Source organism: Methylomonas sp. EFPC1 (genome assembly GCF_016925515.1).
GTDB classification, from domain to species: Bacteria; Pseudomonadota; Gammaproteobacteria; order Methylococcales; family Methylomonadaceae; genus Methylomonas; species Methylomonas defluvii.
Map to the genome: position 1 here is coordinate 505,248 of NZ_CP070494.1, position 17,732 is coordinate 522,979.

Genomic DNA, 17,732 nt, shown 5'->3' on the forward strand with positions numbered 1-17,732 from the left:
ATTAGGGCGGAAAAATCGCTAGTTGGCTTGCTGAAAGGGGCTAATTTGTTGAGTCTGGCGCTTGCTTATTTTCGGTTACAGGGCGATAAACAATCTCAGGTAGGTCACGTTGCCGTGAATGCGCTTACCTAACAAGTTTAAATTGTCAGGCAATGCCTGCGCACATCCTGACCTACACCGACCAGGCGTTTTTATAAATTAGAAAAAACTTATTTACAAAGCAAGACGACCGGTCGCATAATACGGCCCATGGCGAAATTGGCACCCAAACAGCTAAAAAAAGACAAGCTCCTGGAGCAGGGCGTGAGCTTGCTGTTGGAAAAAGGCTACCACGCCACCGGTTTGAAAGAGATCCTGGATACTGTGCAAATACCCAAGGGCTCGTTTTACGCCTATTTCGAAAGCAAGGAACGCTTCGCGGCGGAAGCAATTCATCACTACATCGAGCCGTTTATTGTGCGTTTATCCGGCCATTTGCAAGACCCGGAAACGGACGGCTTGGCGGCTTTGAAGGCTTACTACTTGGGATTGATAGCCGAGGTGGCGCAAACCGGTTTCAAGGGCGGTTGTCTGCTGGGGAATTTGATGGGCGAGATCGGCGATACCAGTCCCTTATGCCGCGATGCCTTGCTGGATGCGGTCGGTCGCTACAGTGCCTTGCAGCAAGGGGCGTTGGAACGCGGACAAAAGCAAGGCTCCGTAAGACTGGATCGCTCGGCGAAAAGCATGGCGGATTTGATGTTGAACGGCTGGCAAGGGGCGTTGCTGCGGATGAAAGTTGAGCAATCGGTGGAGCCTTTGCAGGCGGTTTGTCGGGATTTGTTGGATGATTATTTTCGGGCTTGATTGAGTTCCGGCTTTATCACATGCTAGCGCTAAATTGGAGGTGACTTATGGATGCGAAGACGATAGCGGTTGATAATGCATGATCGAGAAAATACTATTTCTTGCAGCTTTTTTCTCTATTATCTGGTTCTTAAAGCTGTTTTTATTTTGGATTTTTGTTCCCGCGTATTCTAATGAAAAAATCGCTGCAAAAAAAAGATACGCCGAGTATTCATCGAAGGAAGGAATTGGAAATGAATTTTTAAAATGGTTGTTTGTTATTTTTAACTCTGACATTTTATTCCCGGCTAAGGGAGCAATGATCGCCTTGGTTTTTATGGTTGCGTTCATTGTTTATAGTGCGTAGGCTGGGTAGAGCTAAAGCCAAACCCAGTATTGACAGACTTTAGCTGAGTTTCGCTTTAGCTCTACCCAGCCTACGAATCGAAATAACAGCTGCCAACCCGGCAGCATTTTTTAACGCCGGCAAATTAGACGACCGGTCATTTATTAGGAGGTCATCATGCCCAAATACATTATCGAACGCGATATTCCCGGCGCCGGCCAGCTGACTCAAGCCGAGTTGCAAGGTATTTCCCAAAAATCCTGCGGCGTGCTGCGGAATATGGGGCCGCAGATTCAATGGCTGCACAGCTATGTAACCGGCGACAAGATCTATTGCGTCTACATCGCCGATAGCGAACAAGCGATTCGTGAACACGCCGAGCAAGGCGGTTTTCCGGCAAATCGCATCGAACAAATTACCACCATCATCGATCCGACCACGGGCGACTAAGCTGAGTTTATGGTTCCCACGCTCCGGCGTTGGAACCGAGCCAGGGACGCTCCGGCGTCCTGAACCGCTAGAGCGGTTCAACATGCATTCCAACGCTGGAGCGTGGGAACGATAACAACAACCAGGGGAGAGAACATCATGACATTCAAACTAAGCACCTTTACCGCCGCGCTAATGTTCGGCACCGCCAGCTTGTCCGCCAATGCCGACGAAACCTGCGCCTCGCCATACATGGCGAAAATCGCCGGCCAGGAAGATTTTGTGTACATTTGGACTTTAGGCGCGGAAGGCGTCGGCGACGAGCAGGACAAGCTGGTCACCGTCGATGTGAATCCAAAGTCCAAGCAATATGGTAAGGTCATCGACAGCCTGTCTGTAGGCGGCCGCAACGAAGCCCACCATTCCGACTTTACCGACGACCGTAAATTTCTCTGGGCCGGCGGCCTGGATACCAACAAGATTTTCATCTTCGACGTCGCCACCGATCCGGCCAAGCCTAAGCTGAGCAAAACCATCACCGATTTCGTCGCCAAAAGTGGCGGTGTTGTCGGTCCGCATAGCTTGTACGCCTTGCCGGGGCGGATGATCATCACCGGCCTGTCCAATAACAAAGACCACGGCGGCCGCACCGCGATTGTGGAATACAGCAACGCCGGCGATTACATCGCCACCTACTGGCTGCCGACCGACAGCAACCTGGAAGGTGCGATCAAATCCGGCAAATACGCCGACGGCTACAACTACGACGTGCGGGTATTGCCGCGCAAGAACCTGATGCTGACCTCGTCATTCACCGGCTGGTCAAACTACATGATGGACTTCGGCAAAATGCTGGCCGACCCGGAAGCTATGAAACGCTTCGGCAATACGGTGGTGCAATGGGATTTACATAGCCGTCAACCCAAGAAAGTCTTCGACGTTCCCGGTGCGCCCTTGGAAATTCGTTGCGCCTGGGCGGAAGAGCATAACTACTGCTTCACCAGCACCGCGTTGACTTCAAAAATCTGGCTGATTCATCAAGACGACAAAGGCGAATGGCAAGCCAAGGATGTTGCCGACATCGGCGAACCGGCCAAAATCCCGCTGCCGGTGGACATCTCGATCTCCAGCGACGACAAAACCCTGTGGGTTAACACCTTCATGGACGGCATGACCCGCCGCTTCGACATCAGCGATCCTTTCCACCCCAAACAAGTGTTCGAGCAAAAAATCGGCGCGCAAGTGAATATGGTGTCCTCCAGCTGGGACGGCAAGCGCTTGTATTACACTTCGTCGCTGTTGGCGAACTGGGACAAGAAGGGCGCGGATAACGAGCAATTCTTCAAGGCCTATAGCTGGGATGGTAGCAAGTTGACCGAGCAGTTCTCGATTGATTTTACAAAAGAGAAATTGGGTAGGGCGCATCAAATGCGGTTTGGGGCGTATGCTTTGTATGGTGGTTCGCCTAAATAGATTTGTTGTTCAGGATAGCTTCCGGATGTGTCGTATTTGTGTCGCTGTCGCGACGGGGTGTTTGGATGTCGGGTCTCGGCCCGACAGCCGAGTAACTTTTCTTTGTTTGGCCAAAGAAAAGTCACCAAAAGAAACGCCACCCGGATGCCGCTTATTCCCTGCGCGCCGAAGCTTTTATCGAGGGTCGGCAGAAGGGGCTTCCCAGCCCCTCCGCCGACGCAGCGCATCCATGCGCTGCCCCTTCGGGCTGATCTCGATAAAAGCTTCGGTGCTCGGCGCGGCATACGGGGGGAACCCCATGCCAAATCCGACGGCTTATTATTTACGAAGTGTTTTGTAGGGCGCATTAGCGATAGCGTAATGCGCCGAATGATTTAAAGCCAACATACGGCGCAATACGGCTACGCCTATTGACGCCCTACACGCGCCCTAATCAGAGCTATGAGCTTAACAACATAGAAAATGGAGAAACCAGATGAGATTTTATTTGATAGCTTTAATACTTATTTCTTTCGCGGATTTCGCACTAGCTCAGGACAAAATTGAACGGATGAGCGCCGTTACCACGGAATCTTTTGTTCCGGATACAGTTAAGTGGAATGACGAACCGATACTCCCTAAAGGTGCCAAAAGCGCCATTGTATTAGGGGACCCAAACAAAGCGGGAGTTTTTATCGCTCTGCTGAAATTTCCAGCCAATTATCCAATCCCACCGCACATACACCCGTTCACAGAGGTAATTACCGTTCTCCGTGGCAAATTAGGCAATGGCATGGGTGAAACATTTGACACCAAAAAAGGTGAGATTCTGAATGTAGGTTCAGGCTTTGTATTGCCGGCCGGACACACTCATTATGTGTGGACCACTGATGAGGAAACAATCGTCGAATTAATCGCTACTGGGCCATGGGGTATTACTTATACGAATTCGGCCGATGATCCGCGCAAGAATAAGTAGCAAGTAGCCTCGATGAAACGTAGTGGAATCGAGGATAATCGAAGTTATCTTCTCCTCGATTCCGTTTCACTGCGTCAAGGCTGCATTTTTTATAAAAACAAAGTTTCTTTCAAATGCCGGGATGGTTTCCTCCCGTATGCCGCGCCGAGCACCGGAGCTTTTGGACGGAATAGCCCGAAGGGGTGCGGCATGGATGCCGCACGTTGCCGAAGGGGCAGGAAGCCCCTTTCGGCAACCCCGTTCAAAAGCTTCGGAGCGCAGGGAATAAGCGGCATCCGGGTGGCTTTTTCTTTGGATACTTTCTTTTGGCGATGCAAAAGAAAGTATCTCGGCTGTCGGGCCGAGACCCGACATTAAATCAAGCTGTCGCGCCAGCGACACCAAATCCCAAGAGTAAACAGCATCCATGAAGCTTCCTGATCGCCCCAGTCTACTTTTTCCTAAAGCCGACGCCGGAGCGTCCGCAGCTGCGTTCCCACGCTGGAGCGTGGGAACGATAGGAGCAGCAATCTCATGAAACTCCCTTATTTACTCCCTATCTTCTGTTTACTGACAAACACCGCAGTTCTCGCCGAAGAACAAAAACCAAAACCCTTAGCCCCCGGCTACACCGCATTACCTTTCGAACCCGCAAAACCCGGCACCTACACCCTGCCGGTCATCAACAAAGCCGCCGACGGCGAAATCCTAACCACCAACAACCAGCCCAAACACCTCCACGACTTAATGGGCGACAAACTGGTACTGCTAAGTTTCATCTACGCCGCCTGCAGCGACGTCAACGGCTGCCCGCTGGCGACCCAGGTGTTGCATAAAATCAGCCGACAATTGCAAAGACAGCCGGAGTTGGCTGACAAACTCAGATTATTAACGCTGAGCTTTAATCCGGCCCAGGACACGCCGGAAATGATGCGCCATTACGGCGAGGGCTTTAAAACCGGCGATTTCGATTGGCAATTTTTGACCACCAAAGACGAGGCCAGCTTGCAGCCCATCCTCGACGGTTACCAGCAAAACGTCCAAAAAGTCTACGACGACAAAGGCCAGTTTACCGGCACGTTTTCGCATTTGTTGCGGGTGTATTTGATCGATAAAGACAAGAACGTTCGCAATATTTATAGCGTGGATTTTCTGCATGCCGACACGCTGATCAACGATGTAAAGACCTTACTGGCTGATGCCAAGCCGCAAGTCGCCGCAGTGCAAGCAGTCAAGCCCGAAATGTTGTTCCAGCCCGGCGACAATAAACAAAACTATCAGCAAGCCGATTACCAAACCCGCTCCCTGGCACTGGAACAGCGCCGGGGGCAGCCGGCAAAGTTGATCGACTTTGCGCTAAAGCCGCCACTCGGCTTGCCGAAATTACCGGTGCCCAAAGACAACCCGCTCACGCCTGCCAAGATCGCGTTGGGTCGCAAGCTGTTCTTCGACCGGCGGCTGTCGCTGAACAATACCTTTTCCTGTGCCATCTGCCACATCCCGGAACAAGGTTTTAGTAATAACGAAATGACCACGGCGGTGGGTATTGAAGGGCGTAGTGTGCGGCGAAATAGCCCGTCTTTGTATAACGTCGGCTATGCGCAATTGCTGTTTCACGACGGCCGCGAAAACAGTCTGGAGCAGCAAGCCTGGGGACCTCTGCTGGCGCATAACGAGATGGCGAATCCGTCGATTGGTTATGTGGTGGATAAACTGAAAGCCAGCGCCGATTATCGCGGGCTGTTTGAAAAAGCCTTTAACAAAGGGCCGACCATGGAAACCATCGGTCAGGCCTTGGCTAGTTATCAGCGTACGTTAAATTCGGCTGATTCCCCCTTCGACCATTGGTATTACGGCAAACAAAAAACGGCGATTAGCGAGGCGGCGCAACGGGGTTTTGCTTTGTTTACCGGTAAAGCCGCTTGCAGCAGTTGTCACGTGATTGGCGACAAGTCTGCGTTGTTTACCGATCAAAAACGCCATAACACCGGTATTGGCTATGCCGAATCCATGCAAAAGTCGCCGGAAAATCAACGGGTGCAAGTGGCGCCGGGCGTGTTTGTGGATGTGAATAGCGAGTATCTGAAAGGTGTAAATACCGAGAAACCCGGCGATTTGGGCTATTACGAGATCAGCCAAAATCCCGCCGACCGCTGGGCTTACAAAACCCCTTCGCTGCGTAACGTCGCGCTCAGCGCGCCTTATATGCATAACGGTTCCTTGCCTAGTCTGGCGGAGGTGGTGAAGTTTTATAATCAAGGCGGCGCAGCCAACGAAAATTTGTCGCCCTTGCTCAAGCCGCTGGGCTTGTCTGATCGGGAAATCGCTGATCTTGTAGCGTTTCTGGAAGCGCTGAGCGGCGGCAATATAAGTACTTTAGTGTCGGACGCCTTTGCCGCGCCGGTTGGGGATAGTGGCGTGACGGCGCGGCCGATGCCGGACTCTGGCAAGGGACGATAGCTCGGGGATTGGCCGGCTTTTTTTGTCACAAAACGGTAATATAGCGCTGCTAAATTAGCCTAATCCTTGGACCCTTTAGACTAAACATGCTTATGTCGAACTTGAAAATCCTGGTCGTGGAAGACGAAGAAGCGATCAGGGAGATGCTGGTCATGGTGCTGGAACAGGCCAATTTGACGGTGATCGCCGTTGGCAGTGCCGAGCAGGCCCGGGAGAGTTTGGCCGATAATATGGTGGATTTGATTATTCTGGACTGGATGCTGCCGGGCATCAGCGGCGTGGAATTGGCCAGACGCTTGAAAAACGAGCCGGGTTACAAGGAATTGCCTATTATTTTGCTCACTGCGCGCGGCGAGGAAGAAGACAAAATTCGCGGTTTGGAAATTGGTGCCGACGATTATGTGACCAAGCCTTTTTCGCCCAAAGAACTGATCGCCCGCATCAAGGCCGTCATGCGTCGCAGCGGCAAGCTGTCGGAATCCGGACAGCTCAGCGTCGGCGATCTCACTTTGGATGCCGAGCAACACAAACTGACTATCGCCGGCCGCAGTCTGGAAGTCAGTCCTACCGAGTTTAGATTGATGCAGTTTTTTATGACCAATCCCGACAAGGTCTACAGCCGAACCCATTTGCTGGATCAGGTCTGGGGGCGTAGCGTGTACATAGAGGAGCGTACCGTGGATGTGCATATTCGCCGCTTGCGCAAAATTCTGGCCGAATATGGCCGCGAGGAACTGATCCAGACCGTACGCGGATTCGGTTACCGCTTTTCGATGGCAGACTGATTATTCATGCAGCGTTGGCAGCGGGAAATAAATATTGCTATTGCTTTACTGATACCGGCTTTACTGCTGAGTTTTTTTGTCGGGCACCTCAGCTATTTCTTATGGGCAATCACCCTTTTTCTCTACATTAAGCAATCGATCAACGTGAGCCGCCTGGAGCGTTGGTTAAGCCAGGGCGGCCGCGGAGAGCGCCCCGATTTTAAAGGGATCTGGGGCGACATCTACTACCACTTTTATAAAATTCGCAAAAGCCAAAAGCGCCAGAAGAAGAAGTTGGGCAAAATGCTGGATGGGTTTCGCAAATCGACCAGCGCCTTGCCTGACGCCATTGTGGTACTAGGCAGCTACGGCGAAATCGAGTGGAGCAACAAAGTGGCCTATGACTATCTGGGCCTGAAGCGTTCCGATAACGGACAGCGGATTCCTAACTTGGTGCGGCACCCGCTGTTTATTCAGTACCTGAAGGATCAGGATTACCACAACAAGGTTTGTATTCCTTCGCCTATCAACGAAAACATGATTTTGCAAATCGGTATCTTCCCTTACGGTGCCGGCTTACGTTTGTTGATGGCGCAGGATGTCACCCATCTAAAGAATATCGAACGGATGCGTACCGACTTTGTGGCCAATGTCTCGCACGAATTACGCACGCCGATTACCGTGTTGCGTGGTTATCTGGAGACCTTGCAGGAACTTGACGACGGTAGCAGTCCTTACACCCGCTCATTCCAAAACATGGCGGCACAGACCGAGCGCATGCAAGCCTTGATCGATGATTTACTGCTACTGGCGCGCCTGGAGAGTAAAACCAAGAAATTCGAATGCGTGAATATTCCTGATTTGCTCGTGCAGGTTTGCCAGGAAAGCGATTTGTTGGAAAAGGATGAGCGCCGGGTCGAGCTGGTGTTGGATAGCCGAGCCAATGTGCGTGGCGATATGGAGGAGTTGCGCAGTGCTTTCAGCAATCTGTTGGTTAATGCCATGAAATATTCGCAGCCTAGCTCGCCGGTTAAAGTGAGTTGGCGGGGCAAGCCCGACGGCAGCGTTTATTTTGAAGTGGAAGATTTTGGCGACGGGATCTCCAGTGTGGATATTCCCCGGATTACCGAACGCTTTTACCGCGCCGAAGTGAAGCGCAATCAAAAAATCCCCGGCACGGGTTTGGGGCTGGCCATCGTCAAGCATGTGTTGGTCAGGCACGATGCCAAGCTGGACATTGAAAGCCAACTGGGCAGAGGTAGTAAATTCCGCTGCGTGTTTCCGCGGCAGCGCCTGTGTTGAGGCTTGGCTGAATCGCGGTTAAAACGCGGTCGGCGGATTGGCGAATCGGTAAGTTTGTGAGGCGGCTTTTTTTACGGCATTCATAGCGGCTTGTTTCAGCGCTTCGGTATTGTCGGCATGGTCAGGGCAGATGGCGATACCGATACGGCAATTGAGTTGGGCTGTATCGTGTTCCAGCGTAAACGGTTCGGCGAGTTTTTCGATAATTAATTGCGCGATGCGCTCCGTGCTGTCGGTTTTTTCCAGCTCGGTAAGGATGACCGCAAATTCCGCACCATCCATTCGCGCCACCAAATCGGTTTCCCGAACATTCGCTAGCACGCGCTGCGCGGCTTCCTGCAAAATGCTGTCGCCTTGCGCATAACCAAAGCGCTCGTTGATGTCTTTGAAGTGTTCGATGTCCACCACCAGCAATGCCAAAAACCAGCCGCCGCGCTGCGCTTTTTTAATGTCTTGCTCCAGTCTGTCGTAAAACAGGCGGCGATTGCCAACACCCGTGAGCGGATCTAAATTGACCTGTTTCCACAGTTGTTCTTCACCAAGCTTACGCTGAGTGATGTCGAAAAACAGGCCAATACGCTTTAGCGGTAGTCCGTTGCGGTCGAAAATGGTGTTGATGTTGAGCTGCTCGACATAGAGTTCGCCGTTTTTACGTCGATTCCAGATTTCGCCCTGCCATTTCCCTTTGCTATTGATGATTTGCCACATGGATTGGAAAAAACTATCGTCATGCCGGCCGGAGCCTAGAATCCGGGCGTTCTTGCCGATTATTTCGTCGGCGGAGTAACCGGTAATGCGACTGAATGCCGGGTTAATCGAGACGATGGTGGCATCCGCTTCGGTGATCATCATCGCTTCGCTGCAATTTTGGTAAAACAACATACCTAGTTGCCGATCTTCTTCAGCCAATTTGTGTGCCGTGATGTCTTGCAAAATACCGGTCATGCGCGGGCTATTGCCGATTTGGTGGCAACCGGAGCCGCGAATCCAGCGGATTGCGCCGTCGATGCGGCGAATTCGGCATTCGAAATTCCAATTGCTGTGTTGGGTGCAGGCAGTTTGGAAACCGGCATTGACCACATCTCGATGTTCCGGTGTGACATGGCCGAGAAATGTATGATAGGTCCAATGCGGCAGCAGTTGGCTGTAGCCGAAAATTTGATCGTGTATGGCCGTGCGTTGCACCGAATAATCTTGCAAATCCAGATCCCAGGCGCCGGTATCGATGGTTTCCAATGCAAAACTCAAGCGTGCTTCACTTTGTTGCAAGGCCTGGTTGATTTGTTGTTGATGGAATAAAGTCAGGGCCAACGGTATGCCCACGCTGGCCAGGATGAACAAGTAAAACCAGATGTTTAACAGGCCGCTTTGCAGGTGTATGGTGGCGAATGCGCCCAACTGATGTTGCAATCCCCACAGGGATTGAATGGCGGTCATGGTCACCAAAAGCAGGACGCCGTGACGGCCGAATCTGACAGCCGCCCAAACCACAAACAGGAAGGCCCAATAGGTTTCGCCGTAAGCGTTCAGCAGGTTGGGAAACCAGCTTAAAAACACCGCCTGGCCGCTCAAAAAACTCGTTGCTATGAAGGCCAGCGTTTCCAGTAAGCGTTTGGGGGCGAACCAGTCTTTCGGCCAGTGTCGCCAGATCAGAATTAAAGGCGTGACCAAGGCGATTCCCAATACGTCGGCCATCCACCAGTGCCGCATACTGGGCAGCAGGGCTTCGGCAGGCAGATACTTGCTTAAAAACAAGGTCATGGGGCCGATCAGTGCGCTGAAACAGGCGGCGATGATGCCTGTCAAAGTCAGCCAGGCAAAATCCCGCGGGTGCCGTAGCGATAGCGAAAAGCCTGGGTTGCCGAGCAGTAGCCAGGCGCCAAGCCAGGATTCCAGGATATTGCCGGTAGCGATGCAGGCGGAGATTAACCAGGAGTCGCCGACCAGCATGCCGGCCAGAAACGCGCCGATGAATACGCCCGGCCAATAGCGCTTGCCGCCCAACAGAAAAGTGGCCATCCCCAGGCCGGCTGGAAACCAAACCAGCGTGACATTGCCGTTGTCGGAAAAAAAAGCCAATACCAGTTTGGCCAGCATGGCGTAGAGCAGGGCTATAGCGACTATTTTCAGTCCAACGATGTGGCGCGGAGTAAAGCCCATGAGGTTTTGGAATGTGTGCTTGTAAGTTGAAAAGTGTATATCAGTCGTCTGTATTCTCCAGTTTTTCACGCGGGTTTTAATGCGAATCGGTCGAGAAAAATCGCAGACAAACAAGTGGATAACTCTATAATTGCCCGCATTTTTGAGCTTGACCGAGGAGTGGGGATGATTTCCGAAACGGTTGTTGAGTTATCGCGGGCGCAGTTTGCGCTGCATGCAGTGCAATATTTTCTATTCGTACCTTTGACGCTGGGTTTATCGCTCTTGTTGGCGGCTATGGAATCCTGGTTTTTACTCAGCGGGCAGGGCGTTTATCAACGTATCACCCAGTTCTGGGGCAAGTTGTTCGCGATTGGTTTTGGCTTGAATATGGCTTCTTCTTTGGTGATGGCGAGTCAATTCGGCACTCATTGGTCGTATTTTGCGCATTATGTCGGCGATGTGTTTGCCTTGCCTTTATTGTTGGGCTTTGCCGGTTTGTTTATAGCTGCCAACGGCCTGGGCTGGTTTTTATTTGGCTGGCAGCGCCTGGGTAAAGGCACACATCTGGCGGTGACTTGGCTAATCGCGATTGGCTGTCACTTGAGTTTTTTCGGCTTTCTGATCGCCAGCGGCTGGATGCAAAATCCCGTGGGTGCGGAATTGAACACTCAAACGCTGCGCCTGGAGTTGCTTGATGTGTCGTTGGTTCTGAGCAATCCGCTGGCTTGGGCGAAATTTGTGCATAGTTTGCTGGCCGGTTATGTGGTGGCGGCTGGTTTTGTGTTGGCTATCAGCGCTTACTATTTACTGAATCAGCGCGAAACCGAATTGGCGCAACGTTCTTACCGGATGGCGGCCGCTTTGGGTTTGGCGAGTGTGATCGCTACGATGGCGATAGGCGATGCCAGTGTTTATGGCGCCGGCGCGATGCAGCATAACAAATTGGCGGCCATTAACGGTCTGCCCAATGCTGCGACTTTGGCACAAAATCGCCAGCGCATCGGCAATGGCGTAAAAGCCTATGCCTTGTTGCAAGAATTGCGCGACGACAAAAAAGAGCCGGAACTGTTGGCGGCGTTTGCCGCCGCCAAAGTGGATTTGGGTTATGGTTTATTGCTGAAGCGTTGGCGGGAAAGCGTGACAGATGCCAGTCCGGCGCATATAGAACAAGCCGTCAGCGCTAGCGTGCCGGCTAGCGGGCGTTTGTATTGGGGATATAGACTGATGATTGCGGCCGGCGCCTTACTGGCACTGCTGTTTGTAGCGGCAAACGCGGTCAATATCGTCGGATGGCAGCATGCTTGGTTATTCAAGGCCAGTGTTTACACTTTACCGTTGCCATGGTTGGCGAGTGCCAGCGGCTGGTTTATCTCGGAGTTCGGCCGGCAGCCTTGGCTGGTGGCCGATATGCTGCCCATCTGGCACGGGGTATCCACATTGGCTGTCGCCGATCTGGCAGTCAGTCTGGCGGCTTACGGTTTGACCTATGCCGGCCTGCTGGCGTTGGCAGTCATGTTAACTTTAAAGTTTATCGGGCAGGGCAGCGCCACCGCGTTGCCGATTAACCAGGAGCCGAGTTATGTTGCTTGATTATGAAATGCTGCGCTTGATCTGTTGGGGCGTGTTGGGCTTGTTCGTGATCGGTTTTGTGCTGAGCAGCGGTATCGAGATCGGCGTCAGCCTGTTGTTACCCTTTTTGCATATTTCCGAAGCGCAGCGCGCCGAGCTGGTCGCCAGGTTGGCACCAACCAGCGCCGGGAATCAAGTCTGGCTATTGGTAACTATCGGAGTCTTGTTTGTCGGTTGGCCGACAGTGTATGCGGCGACGTTTGCCAGCTTTCAACCTTTGCTATTGTTGATGGTGTTATCGCTATTCGTGCGGCCTTTGGGCTGGTATTTCAGAGCTAGCGTGACGCGCGAGGATAGTCTGAAAAAATGGGATAAGGCCTTGTTCATTAGTGGCTTGTTGCCGGCGGCGCTGTTGGGGGTGATGGCCGGCAATCTGTTGAAAGGCGTGCCGTTTCATTTAGCCAGTGATATGCACATTGCTTTTCTGGGCAGCTTTTCCGGGCTGTTCAGTCCGTTTGCGTCCTTGGTCGGCGCTACCTGCGTAGCCTTATTGGCAGTGCATGGCGCGATTTATCTGCAAACGCATAGCCAAGACGAGCTGTACCAGCGCAGCAAGGCGCTGGTCATGTCCAGCGGTCTGGCATTTTTGGTATTGTTTGCGTTGGCCGGCGGTTGGATTACTCATCTGGAGGGTTATCACGTCAGCACCGAGATTATGCCGAATGGGGTTTCTAACCCTTTGACTAAATTTGTGAAACGCGGCGACGGTTTGTGGTTGGACAATTACGAGCACGAGCCGGCTCTATGGGCCTTGCCCGCTTTGGCCTTTGTCTGCGGGATAGCCGCTTTGGTGTTGTCCCGTCTGGATAGGGCTTATTGGGCGCTGCTGGCTAGTGCCGTGATGGTGGTGATGGTGATTTTGACCATGGGGGTGTCTTTGTTTCCGTTCTTGGCACCGTCCAATATCTCTTTAAATAGTTCTTTAACTATTTGGGATGCCAGTGCCAGTCTGACGACCTTAAACGCACTGCTGTGCTTGACGGGAGTAATGCTGCCGCTGATGGCGATTGCCACGCGCGGCCTTTATAAAATGTTACCTTGAGTGCGGCTAGGGGTGTTTCGGAGGCAATGCATACATCGAGACTTCCTTAACCGGCATAACTCTGCTAAAACCTAGTTCCCTAACAACTATAACTAATAAAGGTAGGCGCATCATGAAGAAAATCCTTAATCACACCCTGATCGGCATTCTGGCGTTTATACCGATTATGGTGATTGTACAAATCGTGTTGTTCGTGAAAGACCGGCTTACCGATTTGTTTCAATTCGTTTACGGTTATTCCGATAATTATCTGGTGACGTTTTTGTTGTTTGCCGCCAGCTTCGCGACCATTACCTATGTGGGGAGTCGGGTCAGCCTAGGCCGGTTTTCCATTATCGCGATGTTCGAACACCTGATCGAGCGCATCCCGCTGTTAAGCACGATTTACCGCGTCACCAAAAAGCTGGTGAACATGATCGCCGGGCATCAGTTGCAAGAGCCGCGCGAAGTGGTTTATATCGAATATCCAAAGGAGGGCATTTGGGTGCCTGCCTACGTAACCAACAAGACCGACGACCGTTATGTGTTGTTTGTGCCGACATCGCCTAATCCTACTTCAGGTTTTGCGGTCATTGTCCACGAATCGAAAGTAGTTAAATCGGATATGAGTATCGAGCAAGTGACCAGCTTTATCATCAGCGTCGGCGCCGATTTCGAAAAAGTCTCGGAAATCGCCAAATTGCCTAAGTAAGTTCTCCCGTCTGTTGCAGCGATGACCTTTTCGCTGCAACAAAACCCCTTTTCGGCTTGATGCCGTATCAGCTAACCGGATGTCATGCACGATCCAAGCTATTTACTCGCCGAAGCGCTCGGCAATCGACTAAACACCCTGAGGCTACGTCTGGCTTTGGCGGAATCCTGCACCGGCGGCGGCATTGCCAAGGCAATTACCGATGTGCCGGGCAGTTCCGGATGGTTTGACCGGGGTTTCGTCACCTACAGCAACGATGCCAAAATCGATATGCTGGGTGTCAAACCGGAGACTTTGGCGAGAGTGGGGGCGGTTAGCGAAGAGACTGCTTTGGAAATGGTGGCGGGCACTTTGACCAATAGCCTGGCCGATCTGGCTTTGGCCGTCACCGGTATTGCCGGACCGGATGGCGGCACGCCGGTAAAGCCGGTCGGAACCGTATTTATCGCCTGGCAAATGCGCGGCGCTAACGGCGCTTGTTTGCAGAAACAATTCAGCGGCGACCGGCAGTCGATACGTCAGCAGGCAACGCTGTTTTGCTTGCAACAACTTTTACACATGCTGGAAAACGCCTAATCCCGGCGATTTTTATTTCTTCGACAGCGTCTGATTCAGGTATTTTCAAGAGCTGTTCTGTAAATAGCCTGAGTTCAATCCGGAGTCGGAATAAGGCTTGATCGGCCAAAAAGCTTTTAACTCCGGCTCACAAGTTACGTTAAAATGCCGCTTCTTTTGCTTGCGGATGTTGTCGCCATGTTGAAAAAACTCCTGCTTTCCACGGCTGTTTCCTTAGCGCTAGCTGCTTGCGCTACTAGCCCTACCGGCCGTTCCCAGTTTATCTACATGTCTGATAATCAGGTCGATCAAATGGGCTTGCAATCCTTCAGTGACATGAAAAGCAAAAACCCTATTACGCAAAACCCACGCTACAGTCAATTTGCCAGCTGTGTGGCGCAAGCCATTACCCAACAAACCGGCGGGCAATGGGAAGTGGTGGTGTTTGAAGATGAAACCCTGAATGCGTTTGCATTGCCTGGCAACAAAATTGGTGTACATACCGGTCTGATCAATCTGGTCGACAATCAAGATCAACTGGCGGCGGTGATAGGTCACGAGGTAGGCCACGTCCTGGCGCGCCACAGTAATGAGCGTTTGTCGCAGGAAACCGCGGTCAGCACCGGATTATCGATGGTGCAAGCCGTGTCGCAGCCGCAAACCGCATTGGGGCAAACTGCGCTGGGCTTATTAGGCGTTGGTGCCCAATACGGTGTCATCCTGCCGTTCAGCCGGGTGCATGAAACCGAAGCCGACACTATTGGTGTGGATTTGATGGCCAAAGCCGGCTTTGATCCTAGGCAAAGCGTCAACTTGTGGTTGAAAATGGATAAGGCTGCGCAGGGCGGCCAACCTATCGAATTTATGTCCACCCATCCATCGCACGGTAGCCGCATCGAGAACTTGAATCAGCATATGAATCAAGCGTTGCAGATGCAGCAACAAGCTAGAAACAATGGCAGACAGCCGCATTGCAGCAAATAATGAATCCGCATTTATCGCAATTACATCCGTATCCGTTTGAAAAACTGGCTACGCTGAAACAAGGCATTACGCCGCCGGCTGAGAAAGCGCATATTGCTTTGTCGATCGGCGAGCCAAAACACGCCACCCCGCATTTTATTCAGGAAGCCTTGCTGCGGCATTTGCACGGCTTGACGCAGTATCCCACCACCAAAGGTTTACCGGAATTGCGTCAGACCATTGCCGACTGGACCTGCCGCAGGTTTGGAATTCCGGCCGGCGGTGTGGATGCCGAAAGCCAGGTATTGCCGGTCAACGGTACCCGCGAGGCCTTGTTTTCCTTGGTGCAGGCCGTGGTCGATCCGGCCGATAAGCCGGTGGTGATCATGCCCAATCCTTTTTATCAGATCTACGAAGGTGCTGCTCTGCTGGCAGGCGCCGAGCCGTATTATCTGAATACGGTCGAGGCGGATGGTTATTTGCCCGATTTTGACAGCGTGCCGGAGGCGATCTGGCAACGCTGTCAGTTGATCTTTATTTGTTCGCCCGGCAACCCGACCGGCACGGTGCTGACACCAGCCGATCATCTGAAATTATTGGCTTTGGCCGACAAGTACGATTTTGTCATCGCTTCCGACGAGTGTTACACAGAGCTTTACGACGACGAGGCCCAGCCGCCGCAAGGTTTGTTGCAAAGCGCTTATCAGGCCGGCATTACCGATTTCAAACGCTGCGTGATTTTCCAAAGTCTGTCCAAGCGCTCCAATGCGCCGGGCTTGCGTTCCGGCTTTGTCGCCGGCGACGCCGAGGTGTTGAAACAGTATTTTAAATACCGCACCTACCACGGCTGCCCGATGTCGGTGCCGACCCAGCACGCCAGCATCGCTGCCTGGAACGACGAGGAACACGTCAAGCTTAACCGCCAGTTGTACCGCGACAAGTTCAGCGCGTTTATCGAAATTTTGCAGGATGTCTGCGAGATTAGCCGGCCGCCGGCCAGCTTTTATATTTGGCTGAAGACACCGATTGATGACGCTGAGTTTGCTAAACAGTTGTTTGCTCAGCAAAACATTACAGTGCTGCCGGGCAGCTATTTGTCCCGCGACAGCGGCGGCATCAACCCCGGCGCCAACCATGTGCGGATTGCCTTGGTCGCGCCTATTGAAGAGTGTGTAGAAGCCGCGCAACGGATTAAAGCATTTCTCAATGAAAACAAGCCGTAGGAATTTCCCCTCTTTGAAAAAGAGGGGCTAGGGGAGATTTTTAGATAAATCCCCCTCGATCCCCCTTTTACAAAGGGGGAAGAAACCCAGACCCTTTTTTAAAACCATTCCAAGAAGTGAAAGCATGTCAAACCTGGAAACCATCATCAACGACGCCTTCGAAAACCGCGCCGAAATCAGCCCGTCCACCGTCTCAACCGAAGTGCGTAACGCGGTTGCCGAAGCCTTGAATATGCTTGATAAAGGCGAAGCCCGCGTCGCCGAGAAAAAAGACGGCGATTGGGTCACCAATCAATGGCTGAAAAAAGCCGTGCTGCTGTCGTTTCGCATCAATGAAAACAAGGTCATCGAAAGCGGCGACGTGCGTTATTACGACAAAGTGCCGACCAAATTCGGTCAATACAGCGAAGCCGATTTTGCTCAAGCCGGCGTCCGCGTGGTGCCGAATGCAGTAGCCCGTTACGGTTCTTACATTGCGCCCGGGGCGATTCTGATGCCGTCTTACGTCAACATCGGCGCTTACGTCGACAGCGGCACCATGGTCGACACCTGGGTGACCGTGGGTTCTTGCGCGCAAATCGGTAAAAACGTGCATTTGTCCGGCGGCGTCGGCATCGGCGGCGTATTGGAGCCTCTGCAAGCCAACCCGACCATCATCGGCGATAACTGCTTCATCGGCGCTCGTTCCGAGATCGTCGAAGGCGTGATCGTCGAAGATAATTGCGTGGTATCGATGGGCGTCTACATCGGCCAAAGCACCAAGATTTTCAACCGCATGACCGGCGAAGTGACTTATGGCCGCATCCCGGCCGGATCGGTAGTCGTCTCCGGCAACCTGCCCAGCAAAGACGGCAGCCACAGCTTGTATTGCGCGGTGATTATCAAGCAAGTGGATGAGAAAACCCGCAGCAAAACCGGGATTAATGAGTTGTTGCGGGATTGAATTCGGGG

The 17,732-nt window shown here is 52.4% G+C and carries 17 protein-coding genes; 15 read left to right on the forward strand and 2 right to left on the reverse strand.

Annotation, left to right across the window (positions count from 1 at the left end; genetic code table 11):
• Positions 1-249: 249 nt before the first annotated feature.
• From JWZ98_RS02355 to JWZ98_RS02375, 5 genes are all read left to right on the forward strand, one after another.
• Positions 250-846, forward strand: coding sequence for a TetR/AcrR family transcriptional regulator (locus JWZ98_RS02355; protein ID WP_205452992.1), 597 nt, complete (start codon positions 250-252; stop codon positions 844-846).
• A gap of 79 nt (positions 847-925) precedes the next feature.
• Complete coding sequence (locus JWZ98_RS02360; protein WP_205452994.1) at positions 926-1,192, forward strand: hypothetical protein; 267 nt, start codon at positions 926-928, stop codon at positions 1,190-1,192.
• A gap of 156 nt (positions 1,193-1,348) precedes the next feature.
• The gene (locus tag JWZ98_RS02365; RefSeq protein WP_205452996.1) at positions 1,349-1,621 is read left to right on the forward strand and encodes a DUF4242 domain-containing protein; all 273 of its coding nucleotides are present in this window, start codon (positions 1,349-1,351) and stop codon (positions 1,619-1,621) included.
• Between the two features lie 138 nt (positions 1,622-1,759).
• Positions 1,760-3,073 (forward strand): selenium-binding protein SBP56-related protein, encoded by a 1,314-nt coding sequence (locus JWZ98_RS02370; protein ID WP_205452998.1) that lies wholly within the window; start codon positions 1,760-1,762, stop codon positions 3,071-3,073.
• Positions 3,074-3,548: 475 nt separating this feature from the next.
• Positions 3,549-4,031 carry a cupin domain-containing protein gene (locus tag JWZ98_RS02375; RefSeq protein WP_033155875.1) on the forward strand — a complete coding sequence of 161 codons (483 nt, stop codon included), beginning with the start codon at positions 3,549-3,551 and terminating at the stop codon, positions 4,029-4,031.
• Positions 4,032-4,097: 66 nt separating this feature from the next.
• Here JWZ98_RS02375 and JWZ98_RS02380 read toward each other — a convergent pair whose 3' ends face one another.
• Positions 4,098-4,439, reverse strand: a complete 342-nt coding sequence (locus tag JWZ98_RS02380; protein ID WP_205453000.1) for a hypothetical protein — start codon at positions 4,437-4,439, stop codon at positions 4,098-4,100.
• Positions 4,440-4,544: 105 nt separating this feature from the next.
• Between JWZ98_RS02380 and JWZ98_RS02385 the strand changes: the two genes are divergently transcribed.
• The 3 genes from JWZ98_RS02385 (at position 4,545) to phoR (ending at position 8,536) form a co-directional block, all read left to right on the forward strand.
• A complete protein-coding gene (locus JWZ98_RS02385; RefSeq protein WP_205453006.1) occupies positions 4,545-6,470 on the forward strand; it encodes a cytochrome c peroxidase in 1,926 nt (641 codons plus the stop codon).
• A 92-nt stretch (positions 6,471-6,562) separates the two neighbouring features.
• The gene (gene phoB / locus JWZ98_RS02390) at positions 6,563-7,255 is read left to right on the forward strand and encodes a phosphate regulon transcriptional regulator PhoB (protein ID WP_033155876.1); all 693 of its coding nucleotides are present in this window, start codon (positions 6,563-6,565) and stop codon (positions 7,253-7,255) included.
• A 6-nt stretch (positions 7,256-7,261) separates the two neighbouring features.
• Positions 7,262-8,536, forward strand: coding sequence for a phosphate regulon sensor histidine kinase PhoR (phoR, locus tag JWZ98_RS02395; protein WP_205453007.1), 1,275 nt, complete (start codon positions 7,262-7,264; stop codon positions 8,534-8,536).
• Between the two features lie 18 nt (positions 8,537-8,554).
• Here the strand turns inward: phoR and JWZ98_RS02400 are convergent, their stop codons facing one another.
• Positions 8,555-10,696, reverse strand: a complete 2,142-nt coding sequence (locus tag JWZ98_RS02400; protein ID WP_205453017.1) for a sensor domain-containing diguanylate cyclase — start codon at positions 10,694-10,696, stop codon at positions 8,555-8,557.
• A gap of 165 nt (positions 10,697-10,861) precedes the next feature.
• Here JWZ98_RS02400 and JWZ98_RS02405 point away from each other — a divergent pair, with 165 nt between their 5' ends.
• The 7 genes from JWZ98_RS02405 to dapD all read left to right on the forward strand — a co-directional run bounded on the left by JWZ98_RS02405 (position 10,862) and on the right by dapD (position 17,724).
• A complete protein-coding gene (locus JWZ98_RS02405; protein WP_205453019.1) occupies positions 10,862-12,268 on the forward strand; it encodes a cytochrome ubiquinol oxidase subunit I in 1,407 nt (468 codons plus the stop codon).
• Positions 12,258-13,349 carry a cytochrome d ubiquinol oxidase subunit II gene (gene cydB / locus JWZ98_RS02410; protein WP_205453021.1) on the forward strand — a complete coding sequence of 364 codons (1,092 nt, stop codon included), beginning with the start codon at positions 12,258-12,260 and terminating at the stop codon, positions 13,347-13,349. The genes JWZ98_RS02405 and cydB overlap by 11 nt, the downstream gene beginning before the upstream one ends.
• Positions 13,350-13,461: 112 nt before the next feature.
• Positions 13,462-14,040, forward strand: coding sequence for a DUF502 domain-containing protein (locus JWZ98_RS02415; RefSeq protein ID WP_205453023.1), 579 nt, complete (start codon positions 13,462-13,464; stop codon positions 14,038-14,040).
• Between the two features lie 84 nt (positions 14,041-14,124).
• Positions 14,125-14,616 (forward strand): CinA family protein, encoded by a 492-nt coding sequence (locus JWZ98_RS02420; RefSeq protein WP_205453025.1) that lies wholly within the window; start codon positions 14,125-14,127, stop codon positions 14,614-14,616.
• Positions 14,617-14,793: 177 nt separating this feature from the next.
• Entirely contained in the window at positions 14,794-15,579 is a 786-nt protein-coding gene (locus JWZ98_RS02425) for a M48 family metallopeptidase (RefSeq protein WP_205453026.1), read from the forward strand.
• Positions 15,579-16,781, forward strand: coding sequence for a succinyldiaminopimelate transaminase (gene dapC / locus JWZ98_RS02430; RefSeq protein WP_205453027.1), 1,203 nt, complete (start codon positions 15,579-15,581; stop codon positions 16,779-16,781). The genes JWZ98_RS02425 and dapC overlap by 1 nt, the downstream gene beginning before the upstream one ends.
• A gap of 124 nt (positions 16,782-16,905) precedes the next feature.
• Positions 16,906-17,724, forward strand: a complete 819-nt coding sequence (dapD, locus tag JWZ98_RS02435) for a 2,3,4,5-tetrahydropyridine-2,6-dicarboxylate N-succinyltransferase (RefSeq protein ID WP_205453028.1) — start codon at positions 16,906-16,908, stop codon at positions 17,722-17,724.
• The last annotated feature ends 8 nt before the right edge of the window (positions 17,725-17,732 follow it).

Coding starts and splice junctions, on each gene's coding strand:
- JWZ98_RS02355 (WP_205452992.1), top strand. CDS start 250: ATGGCGAAATTGGCACCCAAACAGCTAAAAAAAGACAAGCTCCTGGAG.
- JWZ98_RS02360 (WP_205452994.1), top strand. CDS start 926: ATGATCGAGAAAATACTATTTCTTGCAGCTTTTTTCTCTATTATCTGG.
- JWZ98_RS02365 (WP_205452996.1), top strand. CDS start 1,349: ATGCCCAAATACATTATCGAACGCGATATTCCCGGCGCCGGCCAGCTG.
- JWZ98_RS02370 (WP_205452998.1), top strand. CDS start 1,760: ATGACATTCAAACTAAGCACCTTTACCGCCGCGCTAATGTTCGGCACC.
- JWZ98_RS02375 (WP_033155875.1), top strand. CDS start 3,549: ATGAGATTTTATTTGATAGCTTTAATACTTATTTCTTTCGCGGATTTC.
- JWZ98_RS02380 (WP_205453000.1), bottom strand. CDS start 4,439: ATGGATGCTGTTTACTCTTGGGATTTGGTGTCGCTGGCGCGACAGCTT.
- JWZ98_RS02385 (WP_205453006.1), top strand. CDS start 4,545: ATGAAACTCCCTTATTTACTCCCTATCTTCTGTTTACTGACAAACACC.
- phoB (WP_033155876.1), top strand. CDS start 6,563: ATGTCGAACTTGAAAATCCTGGTCGTGGAAGACGAAGAAGCGATCAGG.
- phoR (WP_205453007.1), top strand. CDS start 7,262: ATGCAGCGTTGGCAGCGGGAAATAAATATTGCTATTGCTTTACTGATA.
- JWZ98_RS02400 (WP_205453017.1), bottom strand. CDS start 10,696: ATGGGCTTTACTCCGCGCCACATCGTTGGACTGAAAATAGTCGCTATA.
- JWZ98_RS02405 (WP_205453019.1), top strand. CDS start 10,862: ATGATTTCCGAAACGGTTGTTGAGTTATCGCGGGCGCAGTTTGCGCTG.
- cydB (WP_205453021.1), top strand. CDS start 12,258: ATGTTGCTTGATTATGAAATGCTGCGCTTGATCTGTTGGGGCGTGTTG.
- JWZ98_RS02415 (WP_205453023.1), top strand. CDS start 13,462: ATGAAGAAAATCCTTAATCACACCCTGATCGGCATTCTGGCGTTTATA.
- JWZ98_RS02420 (WP_205453025.1), top strand. CDS start 14,125: ATGCACGATCCAAGCTATTTACTCGCCGAAGCGCTCGGCAATCGACTA.
- JWZ98_RS02425 (WP_205453026.1), top strand. CDS start 14,794: ATGTTGAAAAAACTCCTGCTTTCCACGGCTGTTTCCTTAGCGCTAGCT.
- dapC (WP_205453027.1), top strand. CDS start 15,579: ATGAATCCGCATTTATCGCAATTACATCCGTATCCGTTTGAAAAACTG.
- dapD (WP_205453028.1), top strand. CDS start 16,906: ATGTCAAACCTGGAAACCATCATCAACGACGCCTTCGAAAACCGCGCC.